Origin of the sequence: Serratia sp. CY47444 (assembly GCF_052168635.1) — a bacterium.
GTDB lineage: Bacteria > Pseudomonadota > Gammaproteobacteria > Enterobacterales > Enterobacteriaceae > Serratia > Serratia bockelmannii.
The window spans coordinates 1-21657 of record NZ_JBJNMH010000003.1; the positions used below are offsets into that span (position 1 = coordinate 1).

17 protein-coding genes are annotated in these 21657 nt (G+C 62.1%); 5 read left to right on the top strand and 12 right to left on the bottom strand.

Annotated elements, in window-relative coordinates; translation table 11 throughout:
* Together ACJ8IL_RS06465 and ACJ8IL_RS06470 are read right to left on the bottom strand one after the other, a co-directional pair.
* Window positions 1-4050 (bottom strand): RHS repeat-associated core domain-containing protein (locus ACJ8IL_RS06465; protein ID WP_442516426.1); only part of this gene is annotated, 4050 nt, incomplete at its 3' end.
* A gap of 31 nt (window positions 4051-4081) precedes the next feature.
* On the bottom strand, window positions 4082-4513 hold the full coding sequence (locus ACJ8IL_RS06470) for a DcrB-related protein (RefSeq protein ID WP_096242224.1): 432 nt from the start codon (window positions 4511-4513) through the stop codon (window positions 4082-4084).
* 233 nt (window positions 4514-4746) lie between these two features.
* On the opposite strand from ACJ8IL_RS06470, the gene ACJ8IL_RS06475 reads away from it, so the two are divergent.
* Window positions 4747-5751: an alpha/beta fold hydrolase gene (locus ACJ8IL_RS06475; RefSeq protein ID WP_442516427.1), complete on the top strand. Its 1005-nt coding sequence runs from the start codon at window positions 4747-4749 to the stop codon at window positions 5749-5751.
* Window positions 5752-5820: 69 nt separating this feature from the next.
* The gene (locus ACJ8IL_RS06480; RefSeq protein WP_442516428.1) at window positions 5821-6474 is read left to right on the top strand and encodes a dihydrofolate reductase family protein; all 654 of its coding nucleotides are present in this window, start codon (window positions 5821-5823) and stop codon (window positions 6472-6474) included.
* Here the strand turns inward: ACJ8IL_RS06480 and ACJ8IL_RS06485 are convergent.
* Both ACJ8IL_RS06485 and ACJ8IL_RS06490 read right to left on the bottom strand, forming a co-directional pair.
* Entirely contained in the window at window positions 6402-7187 is a 786-nt protein-coding gene (locus ACJ8IL_RS06485; protein WP_115117046.1) for a 2-phosphosulfolactate phosphatase, read from the bottom strand. The two genes, ACJ8IL_RS06480 and ACJ8IL_RS06485, sit on opposite strands and share 73 nt — an antisense overlap.
* A 61-nt stretch (window positions 7188-7248) precedes the next feature.
* Window positions 7249-8865 (bottom strand): serralysin family metalloprotease, encoded by a 1617-nt coding sequence (locus ACJ8IL_RS06490; RefSeq protein ID WP_442516429.1) that lies wholly within the window; start codon window positions 8863-8865, stop codon window positions 7249-7251.
* Between the two features lie 411 nt (window positions 8866-9276).
* Here ACJ8IL_RS06490 and ACJ8IL_RS06495 point away from each other — a divergent pair, with 411 nt between their 5' ends.
* Window positions 9277-9630 carry a protease inhibitor Inh/omp19 family protein gene (locus ACJ8IL_RS06495; RefSeq protein WP_442516430.1) on the top strand — a complete coding sequence of 118 codons (354 nt, stop codon included), beginning with the start codon at window positions 9277-9279 and terminating at the stop codon, window positions 9628-9630.
* A 4-nt stretch (window positions 9631-9634) separates the two neighbouring features.
* On the opposite strand, the gene ACJ8IL_RS06500 is transcribed toward ACJ8IL_RS06495, so the two are convergent.
* A complete protein-coding gene (locus ACJ8IL_RS06500; protein ID WP_103682005.1) occupies window positions 9635-10156 on the bottom strand; it encodes a chromate transporter in 522 nt (173 codons plus the stop codon).
* Window positions 10153-10719 (bottom strand): chromate transporter, encoded by a 567-nt coding sequence (locus tag ACJ8IL_RS06505; protein WP_043143217.1) that lies wholly within the window; start codon window positions 10717-10719, stop codon window positions 10153-10155. Before ACJ8IL_RS06505 ends, ACJ8IL_RS06500 begins: the two co-directional genes overlap by 4 nt.
* 103 nt (window positions 10720-10822) lie before the next feature.
* On the opposite strand from ACJ8IL_RS06505, the gene ACJ8IL_RS06510 reads away from it, so the two are divergent.
* On the top strand, window positions 10823-11737 hold the full coding sequence (locus ACJ8IL_RS06510) for a LysR family transcriptional regulator (RefSeq protein ID WP_060433011.1): 915 nt from the start codon (window positions 10823-10825) through the stop codon (window positions 11735-11737).
* On the opposite strand, the gene licT is transcribed toward ACJ8IL_RS06510, so the two are convergent.
* Genes licT through ACJ8IL_RS06525 form a run of 3 tightly spaced genes read right to left on the bottom strand, consistent with a single transcriptional unit; the run spans window position 11722 to window position 15850 of the window.
* Window positions 11722-12564, bottom strand: a complete 843-nt coding sequence (licT, locus tag ACJ8IL_RS06515) for a BglG family transcription antiterminator LicT (RefSeq protein WP_060433010.1) — start codon at window positions 12562-12564, stop codon at window positions 11722-11724. The two genes, ACJ8IL_RS06510 and licT, sit on opposite strands and share 16 nt — an antisense overlap.
* Window positions 12565-12584: 20 nt before the next feature.
* A complete protein-coding gene (locus ACJ8IL_RS06520; protein WP_197827675.1) occupies window positions 12585-14000 on the bottom strand; it encodes a glycoside hydrolase family 1 protein in 1416 nt (471 codons plus the stop codon).
* The gene (locus ACJ8IL_RS06525) at window positions 13997-15850 is read right to left on the bottom strand and encodes a beta-glucoside-specific PTS transporter subunit IIABC (protein ID WP_043143225.1); all 1854 of its coding nucleotides are present in this window, start codon (window positions 15848-15850) and stop codon (window positions 13997-13999) included. Before ACJ8IL_RS06525 ends, ACJ8IL_RS06520 begins: the two co-directional genes overlap by 4 nt.
* A 560-nt stretch (window positions 15851-16410) precedes the next feature.
* On the opposite strand from ACJ8IL_RS06525, the gene ACJ8IL_RS06530 reads away from it, so the two are divergent.
* Entirely contained in the window at window positions 16411-17580 is a 1170-nt protein-coding gene (locus ACJ8IL_RS06530) for a cupin domain-containing protein (RefSeq protein WP_049206103.1), read from the top strand.
* Between the two features lie 36 nt (window positions 17581-17616).
* Here ACJ8IL_RS06530 and ACJ8IL_RS06535 read toward each other — a convergent pair whose 3' ends face one another.
* The 3 genes from ACJ8IL_RS06535 to ACJ8IL_RS06545 are packed head-to-tail and all read right to left on the bottom strand — an operon-like array spanning window position 17617 to window position 21613.
* On the bottom strand, window positions 17617-18921 hold the full coding sequence (locus ACJ8IL_RS06535; protein ID WP_043143228.1) for a c-type cytochrome: 1305 nt from the start codon (window positions 18919-18921) through the stop codon (window positions 17617-17619).
* An 11-nt stretch (window positions 18922-18932) separates the two neighbouring features.
* Complete coding sequence (locus tag ACJ8IL_RS06540) at window positions 18933-19391, bottom strand: (2Fe-2S)-binding protein (protein WP_025302752.1); 459 nt, start codon at window positions 19389-19391, stop codon at window positions 18933-18935.
* Window positions 19391-21613, bottom strand: coding sequence for a xanthine dehydrogenase family protein molybdopterin-binding subunit (locus ACJ8IL_RS06545; protein ID WP_049207190.1), 2223 nt, complete (start codon window positions 21611-21613; stop codon window positions 19391-19393). The genes ACJ8IL_RS06540 and ACJ8IL_RS06545 overlap by 1 nt, the downstream gene beginning before the upstream one ends.
* Window positions 21614-21657 lie beyond the last annotated feature (44 nt).

A 21657-nucleotide genomic window follows, 5' to 3' on the forward strand; every position in this document is an offset into this window, starting at 1 on the left:
ATAATCACCTCTTCCTACATGCTTAGGATCATTAATAAGAATGTCCCGCATGACATCGTTAGGTGACATAAGTATATCTGTTATATAAACCTTCCCCTTGGCATTAGCCTCGAGAACTCCTGTTTTCATTATACTCTCAAAACCGCTTTTATCCGTATAATGTATAAAGACACTTTCACCACTCAACCCCAGCGGATCCACCCACATCAGCGGGTTAGGCGCATACTGATAAAGGTTCAACCCACCGCGCAGCCCTATCGGATCCTGCGTGGTGAAACGCCCCACCTCGGGTTCGTAGTAGCGGAACAGGTTGTAGTGCAGGCCGCTTTCGTCGTCCTGATATTGCCCGGCGTAGCGCAGCGGCTGCTGATACTGCGCGCCCTGCCGCTTCGCCGCGCCGGCCACCGTCTGGCCCTGCAGCTTGCCGAAGGTGTCGTATTGCCCGGACCAGCACAGGTTGCCCGCCGCGTCGGTCACTTCCAGCGGCGCGCTGTTCAGATCGGTATGATACCAGTAAATATCCGCCGAGCGGCTGTCGCCCGCCTGCTCCAGCGCCGCCAGCGGGCTCCACGGGCTGGCCGGATCGTAGCTCCAGCTGCGGCGGCTGCCGTCGTCGCGCTGCTCCTGCAGCAACCGGTAGCCCTGCCACAGGAAACGGGTCGTCTGTTCGGTTTTGCCCTTGTAGCGCACCGCTTTGCGGCTGCGGCGGCCCAGCGCATCGTAATGGTACTGCGCGTCGAACTCGCCCTGCGGGCCGCGGCCGTGCGCCTGCACCAGCCGGTTGTCGGCGTCGTAGCGGTAGTGCTGTTCGTACAGGCCATTGCGCCGGCTGATCAGGTTGCCCCAGGCATCGTAACGGTAAAACAGTTTTTGCCAGTGCGTCAGGCGATTGTCGGCGATCGGCGCCAGCGGCAGGTGCGCGTCGATGTCGCTCTGCGGGCTGCGCTCGCCCAGCAGGTTATCCGCCAGATCGTACACCAGCCGCGCGCCCGGTTTGCCCTGATTGGGTTCGCGGTGTTGCAGCAGGCGGCCTTCGGCGTCGTAACCGTAGTGCACTTCGCCGCGCAGCGCGTCGCTCACCCCGGCCAGCTCGCCGCGGCCGGTGTAGCGATAAGCGCGCCACAGCACGCCGTCTTCCGGCCGGGTCAGTTTGTCGTGGCCGAAGGCGCTGCTCTGCCAGCTGCGGCGGCCCATTGCGTCGTAACGCCGCTGCTGCTGCAGCGCGCCCTGGCTGCGGCCGGTTTCCCGGTGCAGGCGATCGCGGGTGAATTCGCTTACCACCTGCTGGTTGAATTTAATGGCGCTGGCGTGGCCGGAGCCGTAATACAGCCACTGCAGGCGATCGCCCTGCGGCAGCGTCAGCGCCTGCAGGTTGGCCAGCGCATCCCATTGGTATTGCAGCTCGCCGTTCACGCCCTGCTCGCCAAGCAGCCGCCCGGCGGCGTCATAGCGCATCTGCACGCTGTCCGGCTCGATGCCCAGCGCCGCGCCGCTCGCCGTCGGCAGGCGGTTCAGCTCGCGCAGCCGTCCCATGGCGTCGAAGCGGTAATGCCATTCCGCGCTGGCGTTGCCGCGCCAGACCAGCTGCCCGGCCTCGTCGAAGCGGAAGCGCTGTTCGCGCTGCGTCAGCTCACCCGCGCTGCCCGGCAGGCCGACCTCGCGGTGCTCCTCCAGCAGCCCGGCCGCGCCGTAGCGATAATAGTGGCGGGTGTCGTCCGGGCGCTCTTCGGCCAGCACTCGGCCGACCGCGTCGTAGCTGAAGCGGTATTCGCCGCCGTTGCCGTTCTCCAGCCGCGTCAGCCAGCCCTGCTGGCTGTAGTGATAGCGCCGGGTGCGGTTGATGCGGTCGGTAATGCTGACCGGCAGCCCCAGGGCGTTGTACTGCCAGCGGGTCAGGCTGCCCAGCGCGTCCTGATGTTCGGCCAGCTGGCCGTGCGCATTCCAGTTAAAACGCTCTTCGCCGCCGTCCGGGTGGATCAGGGTGTGCAGGCGCCCGCCGTTATCCCATAGGTAGCGCGTCTGGTGGCCTTCGGCATCGGTCTGCGCCGTCAGTTGCCCCAGCGCATCGTAGGTATAAGCCGTGACGCTGCCGGAACAGTCGGTGTAGCGCGTCAGCTGGCCGCGGGCGTCCCACTCCAGCTTCACTTCCCCGCCCAGCGCGTCGATCACACTGGCCGGCAGGCTCTCTTCGTCATCCGGATAGCGGTACAGCGTGGCATTGCCCAGCGCATCGACATAACGCGTCGGGCGCCCCAGCGTGTCCCAGTGCTGCGCCTCGCTGCTGCCATCCGGGTACGCGACGGCGAACAGCCGGCCGCTGTTGCGCGAATATTGATAGCGCGTCACGCGGCCGAGCGGATCGGTCTCCGACAGCAGGCGGCCATAAGGATCCCATTCGCTCTGGCGCTGCGCGCCGCCGGGCAGCAGCACGCTGCACAGCTCGCCGCGTTGGTAGATAAAACCGTAGCGGCGCTGGTCGAAATCGGTGTACTGCGCCACGTTGTCGTCGTCATCCAGCCGCCACTCCGCGCGCTTGCCGTCGCCGCGCACCGCGCTGCGGCGCCCGCCGGCGAAGTCGTAACCGAACTCAAGGGATTCTCCGGCGCTGTTGCGGTAGGCCGTCACGCGCGGCACGCCGTCGATCTCTTGCCATTGGTATTCGTTCAGCAGCCCGGCGGCGTCCTGGTGGCTGATCATCAGGCCGTCGCGCCAGCCAAAGCGGCGCGTCACCTCACCGGCGCGGTTGCTCACCGTCGTCAGTTGGCCCTGCTCATCGTAACCGTAGCGCGCCAGCGTCCGTTCGCCTTCGGCGGTTTGCAGCGCCACTTCGCGCAGGCGGCCCTGCGCATAGCGGCACATTAGGCGCTGCCCGGCGCTGTCCACCAGTTCGCTCAGCAGCCCCTCGTCGTCGTAAAACAGCGAGGTGGCGTTGCCGATGGCGTCGGTGATCATGCTGAGCCGGCTCGGCTGCTCGCCCGCCAGCGGCGGGTAGTAGAAAATCTGTTCGCCGACGTCAAACAGCTGCCAGCTGCCGTCATCGTTGTGCATCAGCCAGCATTTTTCGGCTTCGCAGTAAGTTTTGTGGCCGCGCGGCACCATAGGGAAAGCGACGAAGTCGCCGGAAGGCGCGCGCCACACCAGGCCGTCCTGATACGGCTGCAGGCTGCTCTCCCAGAACAGATTCCAGCCGCGGCCCAGTACGCTGTCGCCGGGGTTGCCGCTGCGCCAATAGCGCTGCCAGGCGACCGGCAGGCGCGATGGCAGCACGAAATCGAGATCGTCTTCGCCGTCGAGGAATTTCTGGCCGCTGACGATATCCACCGGCCGGGCGATAATGCCAACCGCGGCGGTCGCGGTCATCAGGGTGCCGGCACGGCAGGCGATGCGCGCCAGTTTGTTGATGCCGGGCAGCTTGCCCAGCAGTTTGCCGAGCGCCCCCAACTTGCCGGCGGCGCCGCCCACGCCGCCCACCAGGCCGGCGAACAGCAGCGTCAGGTCAGAGACCTTGTACAGCCAATCCGGCACTTCGGGCTTGATCGGCAAGGTGGTGACGGTGCCGCCGCCGATAAACACGTTGGGTGAGCCTTCCATCACCTGCGCGTCGCAGTTGGTTTTGTCCCCCACGCGCGAGGCGGGCTGGCCGTTGATGCTGACCTTGTCTGAGCCCTGCGCCATCTGCATGCTCGGGCCGTCGTCGCTGCAGGCCACCTGGCTATTGGTGGCGAGCGCGGCGGGTTTGCCGTTGATGAAAACGTTGGGGGAGCCGGTGACGATATTGCCTTTGGGGGTCAGGCTACCGGCACCGGCGTCGGCAATGCCGTCGCGCGCCGCGGTGGCCGCCTCCCCGGTGAGATATCCCACCGCCAGGCTGGCGCCGATGAGCAGTACGCCGACGCCGATACAGGAAGCCGCCAGGCCGGCGACGAACAGCGCACCCGCCGCCACCGCGCCTGCGGCGGCGATCAGGCCGCCGACAAGGGTGCCGGCAATCATGCCGGCCAGGGCATGGGAATGCCCGATAATATCGCCGACGCGGGCCGCTTCGGTCATCGTAAGGTCCTTTTACGTGAAGAGTTCATCGTTATGCCGCCCGGTAGCTGCTCAGCACCTGCAACAGCAGCGCGTCGTCTTGCGGCGTCAGCTTGCGCGCCATCGCCAGGGTGAACACCAGCACCCGCCCCTCCGCCAGCGCGAACACCGCCTGGTTTTGCCAGATGCGCTTGCCGTCGCGCAGGTAGCTGGCGCGCACCCATTCACCGGCGGCCAACCCGTCACCCAGCGTCGCCGGTTCGCGGCTTTTGAACGCCCAGCCTTTCAGCCCCTGCGCCAGCGCATCGAGCTGGCGGGTGACGTAGCCTTCCAGGTTCTCCGCCGGCTGCAGCGCATCGCGGGAAATATTGACTGAGGGGGAAACATCATCGCCGGCCAACAGGACGTTGACGGTGCGATCGGCATAGCCTTCCGGCAAAGCGACGCTGCCTTCGCTGAAAGCGCAGCGGGATAAAGCGGACATGCGAGGATCCTTTTGCATAAATAATGCTTAAGCATCGCATAACTTAGCCTTGAAATAAAACCATCAGGCGCCGCCAATGTTGCGCGGCGTGACCGCGTTCACTGTGAAAAAGAGCGTGGCCGGAATCTGGCCGGGAATCAAACCGTCATATTACAGAATTATCTGAAACCACTGGCGCGCCGCCGCGCCGATTATGGCTATACTCGGCTCTCGTCCGTTTTCAGGAGATCAGGATGCTGAGATTCACCCGTAGTACGCTGCTGTGCGCCGCGCTGGCCGCGTTCAACGCCGGCGCCGCCGAAACGCCGACGTTCGGCCCTGAGCTGCAGGGCTTTCACTACCCCTACCCGTTGCAGCAGTTCAGCTTCACCTCGCAGGGGCAGCCGTTAAAAATGGGCTATATGGACGTGCCGCCGGAAGGCGCCGCCAACGGCCGCACCGCGCTGTTGCTGCACGGTAAAAACTTCTGCGCCGCCACCTGGCAGGACACCATCAAGGCGCTGAGCAAGGCCGGCTACCGCGTGATCGCGCCGGACCAAATCGGCTTTTGCGCCTCTACCAAGCCGGCGCATTACCAGTACAGCTTCCAGCAGCTGGCGCAAAATACCCACGGCCTGCTGCAGAACCTGAACATCAGCAAGGCCATCGTCATCGGCCACTCCACCGGCGGCATGCTGGCCACGCGCTACAGCCTGATGTATCCGCAGGCGGTGGAACAGCTGGTGATGGTCAACCCGATCGGCCTCGAGGACTGGAAGGCGAAAGGCGTGCCGTGGCGGAGCGTCGATCAATGGTTCGCGCGCGAGCTGAACACCACCGCCGAGGGCATCCGCAATTATGAGCAGCACACCTACTACGGCGGCCGCTGGAAGCCGGAGTACGATCGCTGGGTGGATATGCTGGCCGGGCTGAACAACGGGCCGGGCCACCGTCTGGTGGCGTGGAACTCGGCGCTGATCTACGACATGATCTTCACCCAGCCGGTGTACTACGAGTTCAAGGATCTGCAGACCCCCACCACGCTGATGATCGGCACCGCCGACACCACCGCCATCGGCAGCGATATCGCCCCGCCGGCAGTCAAGGCCAAAATCGGGCATTACGCGGTGCTGGGCAAACAGGCGGCGAAGCTGATCCCGCACGCCACGCTGATCGAGTTCGCCGGGCTGGGCCATGCGCCGCAAATGGAGGAACCGGAGCGTTTCCATCAGGCGTTGCTCAAGGCGCTGCAACCCTGAGCGGCCGGTTGGCGCGGCCGCCGCACGGCGGCTAAACTTTCAGCTGGCACTCAATTGCAGGAGACAGCCATGCGACAGATTATTGCCAGCGCGTTCGTCAGCCTCGACGGCGTGATGCAGGCGCCCGGCGGGCCGGACGAAGACCGCAGCGGCGGCTTTCGCTTCGGCGGCTGGACCGCGGCCTACTGGGATGACGCCGTCGCGGAAACGATGAGCGATCTTTTCTCTGCGCCTTTCGATCTGCTGCTCGGGCGGCGCACCTACGATATCTTCGCCGGCTACTGGCCGCATATCACCGACGAGGCCGACCCGTTTTCCGCCGACATCGCCCGCGTGTTCAATCAGGCCACCAAGTACGTCGCCACCCACCACGGCGAGACGCTGGCGTGGGAGAACAGCCAGTGGCTGGGGCGAGACATCCTCGCCCGGCTGCGCGAGCTGAAGCGCACCCAGGGGCCGGTGCTGCTGGTGCAGGGCAGCAGCACGCTGATGCAACAGCTGCTGGCCAACGACCTGGTGGACGAACTGCGTCTGCTCACCTACCCGGTGTTGCTCGGTGGCGGCAAGCGGCTGTTCGATGACAACGCGGCGCCGGCGGCCTTCACGCTGACCCACTCGGTGGTCTCGCCCGGCGGCGTGATCGTGGCCCACTACCGCCGCGCCGGCGAGGTGACGACCGGTTCTTTCGTAGCGGAAAGCGCGGCGGCGGCCGGGTCAGTGTAAATGAAGTAGTTGTCTTGCAACCGGCTGGCATCCTTCTCGGCGTCAAGTGTCAGACAAAGCTCAACGTCTTTGGCAAAGCCGCGTTCTATCAGCTCCCGGGCAGAACTGCACTCGAACAATATGTTAATTGGTAGCGTTCGATAGCAAGCTGCGGCCGCCAAGGCTTCTGGGGACAGTGTTTTCCCCGAGAACAGAGAGGCTATGCCGCCTGCAACCACCCAGTCCTCTAGCGCCGGACGCAAACTGCCGTCCGGCCACTTCTCGCCCCCAGCAACGATCAATATTTTTTTGTACCCGTTGCAAGCATCCGCCGTCGCCGTCAGATTTCTCAAACAGCCGGCGTACACCACGGCTCCTGACTCACGAGCCTTAAACGCCAGTGCAGAGCCATTAGGTGATGGCAGCACTAATTTTGTGCCCGGATTCAACGCGGCCAGTGAAGCAGGTGAAAGAGAGTAGCCTTCTCCGGCGAAGCGTCGGTTGGCATTGGCAACTACCGCCCCGAATGTTTCGGCATACTGCTGTACCCTGTCATCTTTCCATGGATAAGGGTAAACCACCGCACCTCGAGATAATGCAACGCTCACACAGGTTGCGAAAGACATCACATCGACGATAACGACGCAATCCACATCCTGCGCCATCAATTCAACCGCCTGAATTCCCCATTCAAGACGAACATCGAATCTTGATTGTGAAAAAAAACCGCTCATGATCACGCTCCCAAAAAAGGGCCGTCAGGCCCTTGTATAATGAGACGATTTGCTCAGTTTATCAGGCAAACAAGATATCGCTCTGCTCGACCTGCCCGACCACATGGATCTTGAAGTCGGCGGCGTAGCTGTTGCTCTGAGTGTTCATCAGCAGATCGGTGGTGCCGTTGAAGGCGTCGAAGTTGAGCTGGATCTCGCCCTTCTGGCCGCTGAAGGCGCTGCCGCTGTCGATAAAGCGCAGCTCGCTCAGGCTATTGTTGAAGCGCAGGCCGGAGAGATCGATTTTGTCGATGCCGTGCTCGAAGTCTTCAATCACGTCGAACGCCGCCATCGTGGACTCTTTGGCATTGAGATAGACAAAATAGTCGGTGAAGTTGTTGGCGTCTTTGCCGCCCCACAGATGATCCGCCCCCAGACCGCCGTACAGGATATCGGAGCCGGCGTTGCCCGCCAGCAGGTTGTCCTGATCGTTGCCGATGATCACATCGCGCCCGCTGCCGCCGATGGCGTTCTCGATGATCGCCCCGCGCGCGATGGCGACGTTCTGCGTACCGCCGCCGACGCTGGAGAACGCGCCGTCGTTCAGGTTGATCATCTGCTGCTGGCTGTAGCCGGAGAAGTCCAGCGTGTCGTTGCCGCCGGCGTCCCACACCGCGAAGTTGACCGGTTTGCCGTTGTCCGCCGTGGCGGTCAGGAAATCGCGCCCGGTGTTGGAGTTGAAGCCGTACACCGTGTCGCCGGTGCGGGTGTTCATGTTGGCGCCGTACAATTTTTGGATCGCGGCGATGTCATCCACCATCGGGCCATAGCCATAGACCCCTTTGGTGTCGGCGCCGGTGTAACCGGCGTTGAAATAGCTCATGATCGAGTATTGCAGCGAATCCTGATAATAAGCCGCGTCGTTCTGGTAGCTCGGGTTGCCCAACGACGCGTCATAAGATCCCGGGTGCGCCAGCCCCAGGGCATGCCCCAGCTCGTGGGTGAAGGTCTGGCTGCTGAAGTCGCCGCTAACCGGCGCCTGATGGGTGGCAAAGTTCTTGTTGAACCACACCGTGCCCGCAAAGGCGTTATCGCTGCCCGATTTGGAACTCGGCGGGTAATAGGCGTACGCGTTGATGGCATTCGGGCCGCTGCCGGCGGCGGTGCTGCCGTCGGCGCGCTGGGTGAAGTAAGCGAAGGTGATGTCCGCGCGGTGGTTGATATCGGTGGACGCCGCCTCGGTAAAGGTCACGTTCGCCACGTCGGCCCACGCCTGCATCGATTTCAGCGCCTGAGCCTGCGCCGCCTGGGTCAATGGCTGCAGCCCCTTGTCGCCGTCACCGGTCTGGCCGATGCGGTTCAGCGCGCTCTGCGTCAGGAAGGAATAGGTCAGCGCGACCGGCTGGTGATACACCTGGTCGCCGTTGTGCGTCAGGCCCGGCCGCGTCAACTGATCGGCGGCGCGATCGAAGCTGAAGTTATCGCGGATTTTACCCAAATTATTAATCGCCGCCCCGCCGCGCTGGTTGCTGTACAGATTAGCGTTGTCCAGCGTGAACAGCGCGCCGTAGCCCAATCCGTCATAGGGGCTGCCGGGCTGGTGATAGTAAAACTGATAGTTATGATCGTTGGGGGATGTGGCGGCCAGGCTGGTGAACTCATCGTCATCTTGCAAAATGTCGTTGTGGCGACTGCGCATTGTATTCTCCTTTTACACAATAGGAACCCACTCGCTTTGTAAGACTATTCATCAGTCGTTCTAATCTAAGCCAAGGCTTAGGAATGACCAGTATAGTGACTCACCCCGCTGGCGCGAGCCCACCCGGCCTGGCTTCACCGCGCCGGGCATAGAGATGGAGATACGCATAACAATTTGTATTCTCACTATATTAATGAGAAAAATGAGCGCATTAACGGGTTAATTATTCGTCTTTTTGCGTATTTTATCACCGATCAGATCAGAATAATCGAGGATTAAAAAACCTAATCCTTCCCTCATCATCAAGATAGGTACGTGCTAAAGTGTGAACGGACAGCCGAAAGGAGTGACCCGATGCCAACCCATTTCCTTATGCGCGCCTTGCGCCGCGCCAGCCTGACAGGAGTCGTTATGAGCATATTGTGCAGCAGTGCCCTGGGCAGTTCACTGCCGTTGCTGGAACCCGCCGCGTTGAAGGGCGACTGGCAGCTCGCCGCCATCGGCGACGGCAAAGCCGTCTGCGAGGTGCAGCTGAGCGACGAAACGGTAGCCAACACCAACGCCTTCCGCTTCACCGCCTCCGCCCAGTGCCTGCAGCCGCTGGCGCTGCACGCGCTACCGGTCGCCTGGCGGCCGACGCCGGACGGCATGACGCTGACCGACGCCGAAGGGAGCATGGTGGCGTTTCTGGCCCTGACCGCACCGAAGCGCTATGAGCTGATCGACCGCAACGGCCCTTCGCGCTTTGTGCTGATCCCGCGCTAACCCTTCAGGCAAACAGCAAGCCGAGCAGCGCGCCGCCCGCCAGCACCCACAGCGGATGGAGGCGCTTGCTCATGCTCAACCCCGTCGCCAGCGCCACGATCGCCGCCAGCCGCCAGCTGGGCGCGGAAGCCTCGGCGATCAAGAGGCCGCTGGCCGCCACCAACCCCACGGTCAGCGGCACCAGCCCGGCCTGCACGATGCGGCGCCACGGGCGATCCTTAAAGCGCCGCCAGGCGCCCATCACCAATAGCGTAACGATGGAGGACGGCCCGAATTTGGCGACCGAAGAAACCAACAGCCCTGCCCAGCCGGCCACATGCCAGCCGACCAGCGGCACGATCATCATGTTCGGCCCCGGCGCGGCCTGCGCCATGGCGAACAGCGCGCTGAACTCCTGGGCGCTCATCCACTGATGCACCTCAACCACCTGCCGCTGCATTTCCGGCAGAATGGTCATGCCGCCGCCGAACGCCAATAAAGAAAGCTCGGTGAAGATCAGCGCCAACGCAATCAACACCCCGCTCATGACGGCCACCGCCACATCAGCAGAATGCTCAGCGGCGCCAGCACCAGCATGGTCGGCAGCAGCGGCAGGCGCAGCCAGGCGATGGCGATCAGCGCCAGCGCGACGATCGTCAGAGCCGGCCATTTACCGCGCAGCGGCAGCAGCATCTTGATCCCGGTAGACAGCAGCAGCCCGGCGGCGGCGGCGGCCAGCCCGGCGAACACATGCTGCACATGCGGATCGTTTTGAAAGCGGGCGTACACCACGCCCAGCCCCACCACGATCGCCGTCGGCGCGCTGATGAGGCCCAGCAAGGCGCACAGCGCGCCGCGCAGCCCGCGAAACTCCATGCCCACCGCCACCGACAGGTTGATCACATTGCCGCCGGGCAGGAACTGGCACAGACCGAGCAGCTCGGTAAACTGTTCGCCGCTCAGCCAGCGCCGGCGCTCCACCAGCATACTGCGCGCCATCGGCAGCACGCCGCCGAAGCCGATCAGCCCCAGCCACAGAAAGCCCAAAAACAGCTCCGCATTACCCGGCGCTGCCGCCGGGTGCGGTTTTAACGTATTGATATCTGACATGACATTGCCGTTCCACATCGCTTGTTTTGATGTCTGGTATCATGCGCGCCGCCGTGCCATGATGTCTAATGCATTCCGGAGAAACTAACAATACCTTTGAGGTATGGCTATGATCGAACTGCGTCGCCTGCGGGCATTCGTCACCGTGGTGGAAGAAGGCAACATCACCCGCGCCGCCGAGCGGCTGTTTATCCAACAGCCGCCGCTGACCCGCCTGCTGCAGGGGCTGGAAGACGAACTGGGTGTAACCTTGTTGCAGCGCCTGCCGCGCGGCGTGCGCGTCACCGAAGCGGGGGGCGTGCTGTTTGAAGAGGCCCGTGCCCTGCTGGCGCGCGCCGAACGCCTGCGCGAAGCGGTACAGCGCGCCGCCCGCGGCGAGCAGGGCCACATCGCCATCGGTTTCACCAGTTCCGCCGCGCTGCATCCGTTCGTGCCCAACCTGCTGCGCCGCTACCGCGACATCCTGCCGGGTATCACCACCCAGTTGGAAGAAGCCGGCAGCGGCGAACTGATGGAGGCGTTGCTGGAACAGCGCCTCGACGCCGCCTTCGTGCGTTCGCCGGCCAACGGCATTCCCGGCCTGAGCGTCGAGCCGGTGCTCAGCGAGCCGATGATCGTCGCCCTGCCGCTGGGCCACCGGCTGGCGCAAGAAACGCAGCAGCCGCTGCCGCTGGCCGAACTGGCCCACGAGGCGTTTATTCTCTATCGCCGCCCGGCCGGCCAGGGGCTGTACGACGCCATCCTGGCCGCCTGCCACCGCGCCGGCTTCAGCCCGCGCATCGTGCAGGAAGCGCCACGCCTGCCGGCCACCCTCAGCCTGGTCGGCGCCGGGCTGGGGTTGTCAATCGTGCCCGGCTCGATGCGGCGGCTGGGCGGCGACGGCATTGTCTACCGCACCCTCGCCGAAGAAGCGCAGCTCAGCGCCCCGCTTTACCTGGCGCTGCGCCGCAGCCCGGCCTCGCCGATCGTCGAGCGCTTTCGCGAACTGGTCGCCGAGGCGGTTCAGGCCTCGGGCTGATCGGTGATGCGCGTCAGGTGGATCATCAAATACAGCAGCTCATCGTTCGACATCTCCATTTGCAGCAGATTCTTCACGTAATCGCGGATCAAGAGCGCGCCGCGATAGGCATGCGGGTACTCGGCCATCATCTGGGCAAACAGAAAGTCGGCCTTCGAGGTCATCTGTTTGCCGTCGAGCATGCGCTGGATAAAGAACTGCATATGCACTAAAAAGCGCGCGTAGTTCAGCGAATCGGTGTCGATATTGAGGCGAAAGTGATACTTGATGATATTGAAAATATCTTTCAGCATCTTCACCGCCAGCAACGTGTGCTCCATGTTTTGCACTTCGGTCTGGCCGTTGACCAGGTGAAAGGCGATATTGCCCGCTTCCTCTTCAGGCAGTTGGATACTCAGCCGCTGGTTAATGTAGGCCAAGGCTTGCAGCCCCACCGCAAACTCTCGCGGGTAGAAACGCTTCACCTCGAACAGCAGGCGGTTTTGGATGGCGATACCCTTGTGATGACGTTCGATAGCAAAACTGACGTGATCCACCAGCGTAAAGAAAATCTGTTCATTAATGTTGCCGTTCAGTTGGCGGTTGGCCTCACTGAGGATCATCTGCACAATTTCGATGTGTTCCGTCGGGGCAGTTTCAATCAGCCGCAGGTAATCGCGCCCCTTTTGCCCCTCCTGCACCACATACACTTTCTCAATGGCGGCCGGGTTGATCTCGTCTCCGGTTTTGCTGTTAAAACCAATTCCCTTGCCCATGACGATAACCTCACGGTTATCGTCGTCCGCGGTTAACACCAGACTGTTGTTGAGCACCTTAATGACTTTCATCGTCTCGGCCGTCACCTTGCTTATTTGCCTAACCTGCCATTGGCGGCGATAAGCTGCCGATACCAGTCAAAACTGCGTTTTTTGATGCGCCGCAGATCCTTAAGATCCCGTTCTCCGCGGTTCACGTAGATAAATCCATAGCGCTTGGCGTAGCCCTGATGCGTGCTGACGACGTCAATCGCCGCCCACGGGCAGTAACCGAGCAGCTCGACGCCATCGTTGATCGCCAGCCGCATCTGTTCGACATGCTGCCGCATGAATTCAATGCGATAGTCGTCGTCGATGGTCTCATCCGCCCGCAATTCATCCGGCGCGCCAATGCCGTTCTCCGTGATCAGTATCGGCAGGTGATAGCGTTCGAAGGTCTTGCGCAGCGTTAAGCGCAGGCCAACCGGATCGATCACCCATCCGTAGCGCGTCTTGCCGACAAACGGGTTTTCCGCCGCACGATACACGCCCGGTTCGCCGAGCATGATTTGCTGATCGCCGGCGCGTGCGCTCACGTCTGCACCGTCGCCGCGGCTGGCGGCGATCGTGGCGGTGGAATAGTAATTGATCGCCACATAATCCGGTCGTGCCGCCAACAGCAGCGCCGCGTCCTCCGGCTTCCTGTCCGGCGCCCACCCCCGATCCTCGAGATAACGCCAGGCCAGGGCGTTGTAGCGGCCATGCACCGCCACATCGAGAAAACTCCAACAGCGTAACGTCTCCCAGTTATGAGCGGCAATGGCATCCAGCGGATTGCAGGTCTCCTGATACATCGAGGTGGTATTGATCGCCGGGCCAATTTTCCCGCCGGGACAGCGCTGATGGCATAATGCCATGACTTTGGCCTGAGCGACCAACATATGATGACTCTGCTGATACAGCGTCCGTTTGTCAGGCAACGCACCGCCTTTGGGCGTGCCGATAGCGCCGGGGTGCAGGATCATGGTGTTCTGTTCATTGATGGTGAGCCAATACTTCACCCGATCGCCGAAGGCGTCGAACAGCACGCCGGCGTAAGTGACAAAAGCCTCGATGGTGGCGCGATTGGACCAGCCGCCCTGCTGCTCCAGCACATAAGGCAGATCGAAATGATACAGCGTCACCACCGGCTCGATGCCGTGCGCCAGCAATTCGTCGATCAACTGCCGGTAAAACGCCAGCCCCGGCGCATTGACTTCGCCGACGCCATCGGGCAACACGCGCGTCCACGCAACCGAAAACCGGTAGGCCTTTAACCCCAGTTCTGCGAACAGCTTCACATCCTCGCGAAAGCGATGATAGTGATCGCTGGCCACCGTAAAATCCGCCGTGCCTGCGGGATGTTCAAGCATATCGACGATCGACGGGCTTTTTCCGTCTTCATTCCATGCGCCCTCCACCTGATAGGCGGAAGTCGACGCGCCCCAGAGAAACTCGGCGGGAAAATCGTGCAAGCGTTGATAAATCATGCCGGCTCCTTATTGGCCTTCAGCGCCATAATCGTCTCACCGGCATGAACGCCATGCGGCTTAGGTAACACCTGAACCTGAAACGCTTCGCTGTTGACGATCAATACCGGCGTCGTCAGATCGAAGCCCAATGCGGCGATCGCGCCGATGTCAAAACGCACCAGCTCGTCGCCGACCTTCACGCGATCGCCAATCTGCAGTCCGGAGTCAAAGTGCTGGCCACCCAGGTTTACCGTGTCGATGCCGATATGCAGCAACAGCTCCGCACCGTTGTCCCCCTTGATGCCGACCGCATGTTTTGACGGCAGGAAAGTCACGATCTCGCCGTCCAGCGGCGCACGCAGCACCCCTTCCGACGGTATGATCGCCATGCCCTGGCCCAACAAGCCCTGTGAGAAGACGTCATCGTTGACCTGATCCAACGTCACGGCTTTGCCAGTCAGCGGGCTGAAAACCGGCGATACCTCGTCGGCCGCCACCTGAGTCACTTCGGTCGCCTCCTCGACCGGATCGTCGAAGCCAAGGATCCAGGTCAGGGCAAAGGTCACGACGATGGCAATGGCGCAAGTGATCAGCGCATGCACGATATTCATCGGGTTCTCACCGATAAACGCCGGCAAAGCAGCCAGGCCAGGAGAAACGAAGGCATAGCGCACCAACCCGCTCAACCCGGCGTAAATGCCGGCGCAGCCACCGCCGATCATCGCTGCGATCAACGGCTTGCGCAGTTTCAGCGTCACCCCGTACAGCGAGGGTTCAGTGATCCCCAACAACGCGGTAAAACCGGCGGAGGACGCCAACTGGCGCAAATTCGTGTTCTTGGTGCGGAATGCCACACATAGCGTCGCCGCACCTTGCGCAATATTGGACGCCAACATGCCCGGCCCGTTAATCATCTCAAAACCATTCTTGGTCAATTGGCCGGTGGCGATCGGTGTCATCGCCCAGGCGGTGCCGGTGATCACCAAAAATGGCTGCAGCCCGCCCATCAACATAGGAATCAGCCAGCTAGCCCTACCATCGACGATCGCCGCACCGGCGGCCACCATGTCATTGAGGAAAATGCCGAACGGCCCGACCACCACCAATGCCAGCGGCGCGGTGACCAGCAGCACAATCATCGGTTTGGTGAAGAACTTGATCATCGTCGGCGAAACCTTCTCGGCAAACCGCTCGATATAGGACATCAGCCACACGGTAAAAATGATCGGCAACACCGAGCCGGCATAATCCGCCAGCCGCACCGGCATGCCGAGAAAATCAATCGCGGTGCCTGCCGCCAGCATCTGAGCCAGATTAGGGTGCAGCAACGCGCCGGCGAGGGTCATCGCCAGGATGGGATTGCACTCGAATTTTATCGCGGCACCGTAAGCCAACAGCACCGGCAGGAAGAAAAACGCCGCATCGGCGACGGTATCCAGCAATCGATAGGTCGTGCCGGCGGGATCTATCGCCCCGGCCAGCTTGAGGATCGCCAGCAGTGCCTTGATCATCCCCGCGCCGGTAATGGCCGGGATCACCGGGGTAAAGGTCGTGGAAATCACGCTGATAATCCGTGACACCACGCCACCTTTCGGCTGCTGCTTTTGAGCGCCGGTTTGCGGCTGGCCAATCTCCTTTTGCAGCACGCGGAACGTTTGCTGCACGTTATTGCCGACCACGATCTGAAACTGGCCGCCGCGCACCACCACGCTGATAACGCCCGGCAGGGCTTCGATCGCCTTCGAATCCACTTTAGCGTCGTCGTTGAATTCCATACGCAAACGGGTCGCGCAGTGCGTCAGCTTGCTGACGTTGCCTTTACCGCCGACCCGCGCCAATATTTCTAAGCCAAGTTTCTGATAGTCCATCGTTTTCCCCAGTAAAATGCAAAAAAAAAGACCAAAATGGAAATGCGCCTCGTCACAAGGAGAAGTGCATTCCTATTTTGGTCTTGCCTGCTTTAGCAGTAACACGCCGCAATAAAAATGGTGTGCGGTCTTCTCGACCGCGCTAAAAGTATCACCATACTCGCGAATACTCGGCAATAGCCAGACGTCAGCGTTGTGAAAGGCGTCACGATTTAGCGTAAATGCACTGCAATGTCGCCGCTGCACGCTTTTTGCGCACACCCATAGCGCAATCGGAAGGAAATAACCCAAAATAATGCGCTTTATTGTCACTTTGTTTATTTAATTACAGGGGAAGATTAATTCAGATCCATGACTATTCAACTTCCGGGCAATTAATTAAACCTGCACTCACTTAGTAACAAACGCAAACAAATAAGCGCCTACGCAATACATTCCAGCCGCTAGGATTTAAGGGTCACAGCCTATTCCCGCCGATGACAAAAAATCATTTCAATGGCGATCGCGCCTTCCCCGTCGCCTGCTGCTGCAGGCGCACGGTTTATATTGGAGAAAATGCTATGCTATCGCGTCGTGATATATTGAAAGTCTCCGCCGTCAGCGCGGCCGCCGCCGGCATGATCGGCGGCATCGCCAAAAATGCCGCTGCCGACGACCATCGTAATATCGTGCCTCCCAGCAGCTATCAGCCGCCTGCCGATGCGCAGCATCTCTATAAATACAAATTCACCGACAGCAAAAAACGCAGCCTGCCCAACGGCTGGGCACGCGAAGCCACCGTCGAGCAATTCCCGATCTCCGAAGGCGTGGCGGGCGTCGACATGACGCTGGAGCCGGGCGGCGTGCGCGAACTGCATTGGCACGCCATCGCCGCCGAATGGGCATTCATGCTGGAAGGCCATGCGCGCATCACCATCCTCGATCCCGAGGGAAAATGTGAGGTGGCGGATTTCGGCCCCGGCGACGTCTGGTATTTCCCGAAAGGCTATGGCCATTCCATTCAGGCGCTGGCGGACGGCGCGCATTTTATTCTGGCATTCGATAACGGGCATTTCTCCGAATTCGGCACCTTCAGCATCACCGACTGGGTGGCGCATATGCCGAAAGAGGTATTGGAAAAAAGCGTCGACATGCCGGCGGCGGTATTTTCCAAGGCCAAACAGGGTGAAGCTTATATTGTCGGCGGCGCCGTCCCGCCCACATTACCATTGCCGAAAAACGACGGCGGATTAAATAATGCCCCGCTGACCCACCGCTATGAATTAATGAAGCAAAAGCCGTTCTTTGAAAATGACGCCGGCAGCGTCCATTTGGTGTCGTCGAAAGAATTTCCTATTTCCACCACCATGACCGGCATCATCGAGATCGTGAAACCCGGCGCGATCCGGGAATTGCACTGGCACCCCAACGCCAACGAATGGCAATACTATATTGCCGGCAAAGGCCGGATGACGGTGTTCAGCTCGCACGGCCACGCGCAGACGGAAGAGTACGCCCCTTCAGACGTCGGTTACGTGCCGCAGGGCTTCGGCCATTACATCGAGAACATCGGCGATGAGGATTTGAAGGTACTGATCGTGATGGACAACGGCATTTATCAGGATATTTCGTTGTCCGACTGGCTGGCGAAAACCCCGGCTTACCTGCTGGCGGACAACTTCAATAATCAGGTTGAGGACTGGCAGGATAGACCGAAAGACAAACGGGTGATGTCGCGGCGCAGCCGCTGACGCTGCGGCGAGGGAGAGACTCCCTCGCCGCTTTCTTTACTGCTTGCGCTGCTCCGCCACCTGTTTGGCGGTGACCTTGCCCTGCTTGTCGCCAAAATGGCCGACCACGAAGTTGGCGACCGCCGCCACTTCCTCGTCGGAATAGGCGCTGCCGAACGACGGCATCATCTCATGCCGCTCGCCGACGCTGATGCTCGTCCCCTTCAGGATAGCCTGCACCACGCTGCGCCCCTGCGGATCGTTCACCGCCGTGCTGCCCACCAGCGACGCGTACTCGCTCTGGCGGCCCGGCCCGTTCCACTGGTGGCAGCCGCTGCAGTCGTTGGCGAACATCCGCCGCCCGAGCGAGCTGTCTTGCCCGCCCGGCAGGATCGGGGTGGAAGCCCCCGCGCCCTTCGGCTGCAAGTTCACCGCTGCCGCGCTGTCGCCGGCAATCGGTTCGATGTCGCGCAGGTATTTCACCAGCGCCAGATTATCTTCCGGCGTCAGGAACTGCAGGCTGTTTTCCACCGCTTCCGCCATCGGGCCGGCGGCGCTGCTGCGCCCCGGCGCATGGCCGGTGGCCAGATATTGCGACAGCTGCTGGTCGCTCCAGCCGCCGATGCCGGTCTGTTTGTCCGGCGTGATGTTGGCGGCGAACCAGCCCTGCACCACTTCACCGCTCAGGTGCTTGCTCTGGTTAAGACCGAACCCCAGATTGCGCGGCGTATGGCACTCGCCGCAGTGGCCGAGCGCCGTCGCCAGATAGGCGCCGCGATTCCACTGTTCATCCTTGTTGAGATCCGGCGCGAAACGCTGCTCCTGGAAGAACGCCAGGTTCCAGAATTTCATGCCCCAACGCTGGTTGAACGGGAACGACAGCTCGTTTTGCGGGTTGGCCTGTTTCACCGGCGGCAGACTGAACAGATAATCCTTGATCGCCAGCACGTCATCGCGGCTCAGTTCGGTGTACGAGGTATAAGGCATCGCCGGATACAGATTGCCCTGTGGGCCGATTCCCTCACGCACCGCGCGTACGAACTGATCGTCGCTCCAGTTGCCGATGCCGGTTTCCTTGTCGGCGGTGATGTTGGTGCCGTAAATGGTGCCGAACGGCAACTTGAAGGCGAAGCCGCCTGCATAAGGCGCGCCGCCCGGCGCGGTGTGGCACGCCACGCAGTCGGCGGCACGCGCCAGGTACTCGCCGCGCGCCAGTTTGTCGGTGATGCCGGCCGGCGCCCCGGCGATCGGCGCCGCAGGCTCAGCGCCGGTGGGCCGCAGCAGCGTATACAGCGCGTATCCTCCCGCCAACACCACCACGGCGATAATCAGCCATAACAGCCCTTTCAAGGCATTGCTCATCGCATCTCTCCCTAACCCAACGCCTTGGCGGCCTGGTGGATGGCGGCGCGAATGCGCACATAGGTGGCGCAACGGCAAACGTTGCCGCCCATCGCCGCGTCGATGTCCGCATCGCTCGGGTTCTTGCTTTGCGCCAGCAGCGCGCTGGCGCTCATGATCTGGCCGGACTGGCAGTAACCGCACTGCACCACGTCCAGATCAAGCCAGGCTTCCTGCACCGCCTTGCCTTCCGGCGTGGCGCCCACGGCTTCGATGGTGGTGATTTTTTTGCCGACGGCGGCGGAGACCGGCGTCATGCATGAACGCACCGGCACGCCGTCCAGATGCACGGTACAGGCGCCGCACATGGCGATGCCGCAGCCGAATTTGGTGCCGGTCAGGCCGGCTTCGTCACGCAAGAACCACAGCAGCGGCATGTGCGGATCGCCCTCGAAGGTCAGCGGCTGCTCGTTTACGGTTAATTGAATCATCAGGTTCTCTCCTTGTCAGACGCCGGATTCGCAGTGGGATTATGCAGCGGCAGGCTCAGCGAGGTGCGCGGCCGCCCGAGCAGCGCCAGCGCGTTGCCGACTGCCGGGGCAATGGTCGGCACCCCCAGCTCGCCCACGCCGGTCGGTTTCTCGGTCGAGGGCACAATGATCACCTCGATCTCCGGCATCTCATCGATGCGCAACGGGCGGAAGTTATTGAAGTTGGACTGTTCGACCACGCCGTCTTTCAGCGTGATATTGCCGTACAGCGCCAGGCTCAGGCCGTAACCGATGCCGCCCTCGATCTGCGCGCGGATCACGTCGGGGTTCACCGCCACGCCGCAATCCACCGCGCACCACACTTTATGCACTTTCGGGATGCCGCCTTCGCCGATCGACACCTCGGCCACCTGCGCCACATAGGTGTCGAACGCCTTGGCGACGCCCACGCCGCGCGCGCGTCCGTCTACCACTTTAGCGCCCTGCCAGTCAGCGGCTTTCGCTACCGCCCGCAGCACGCCCGCCGCGCGCGGCGCATCGCCCATCAACGCCAGTCGCCCTTCCACCGGATCCTGGCCGGTTTCCTGCAACAGCTGATCGATAAAGCTCTCCACCGCGTGGCCGGTGTGGGTGCTGGCGACCGACCGCAGCGAGGTGGTCGGCACCTTGCCGGGCACGATATGCGCATCGCAGCGGAAGGCTTCGAAGGTGTATGAGACCTCGCTGGCGCCCTCGACCATCATCTGATCGAGGCCATTGACCACCAGCGCATCCATCGCGCTGTGGCGCGTCCAGGAGTGACCGACCACGGTATCGGTCCAGCCCACCACCTTGCCGCCCCGAATGGCGCCGCGCAGGCGGTGCAGGATCATCGGGCGATACCAGCCGTTGCGGATGTCGTCCTCGCGCGTCCACACCACCTTCACGCCGTGGCCGGGGCCGATGCCCTTGGCCGCCGCCGCCATGTCGGCCGCCAGATCCGGCCCCAGCGTCGGGTTGCCTAAATCGATGCGCCGGCCGAAGCTGCCGCCCGCCAGAATGGTTTCAATCTGTACCTTGTCCGGCGGCAACTCGAACAGATCGCACAGCTGCTTGTGGTCGAGCGTTTGGATTTGGCAGCCGTAGCGCGCCTTGACGCTCTCGCCGTCCCAGAACAGATAGCCGTCCAGCGGTTCCATCGGCGCGTGCGCGACGTACGGGAAGGTGTATTCGGCCTCGATCACCTTGTCGGCCTTGTCGAACACCTCGTCCGGCTTGCCAAGACTCTTCGCCACCACGCCGGTTTTCTGCGCCACCTGACGGAATTCGGCGTAGATTTCCTCGGTGTTGCGTCGCTCCGCCTGCGCGTCGTCCCAGGTGACCCGCAGCCGGTCCCGCCCCTGGATCGCCGCCCAGGTATTGTTGGCGTAAACCGCCACGCCGGTGGCAACCTGTTTCACCGCCACCACGCCCGGTACCGCCAGCGCGCGTTCGGCGTCAAACGTCGCCACCTTGCCGCCGAAACGCGGCGGTTTTTTGATGGTGACGGTCAACATGCCCGGCTCGTGGATATCCTGCGAGAACTGCGCGCTGCCGTTGGTTTTCGCCAGCGAATCGACGCGGTGCAAACCGCGCGTTTTGCCGATCAGGGTGAAATTGGCCGGATCCTTCAGCGTCAGGCTAGCGGGATCGGGCGGCGGCAGCGTGGCGGCCAGCGCGGCGAATTCGCCGAAGCCCGCTTCGCGCCCGCTGGCGGCATGGCGGATCTTGCCCGCCTGCACGGTGATTTCCTGCGCCGAGGTTTTCCAGCTCTGCGCGGCGGCCTGCACCAACAGCGCGCGCGCCATGGCGCCCATGCGCCGCATTTGCTCATAGGCATTGGCCACCGAGCTGGAACCGCCGGTGCCCTGGAATCCGAAGGCCAGGTTTTTGTAGACATTGGTGTCCACCGGCGCGGCCACGACCCGTACCTGTGCCCAGTCGGCATCGAGCTCTTCGGCGACCAGCGTCGCCATGCCGGTATAGACCCCCTGGCCCACTTCGGTGTGTTTACTGATGACGGTGACGACGCCGTCGGCGCCGATCTGAACGAAGGCGTTGGCGTCTAACGCCGCCGCGCCGGAGGCGATCGGGGCAGCCGAACGCGCCAGCGCGCCGGTGGATGGCAGATAGGCGCCGATCACCAACGCCCCGGCGCCGACGATAAACCGCCGCCGCGAAAGCGGAACTTGGGATATGCTCATTGCTCATGACTCCAAAAAAACCGAAGGCGTCACTGCCTTCGGCG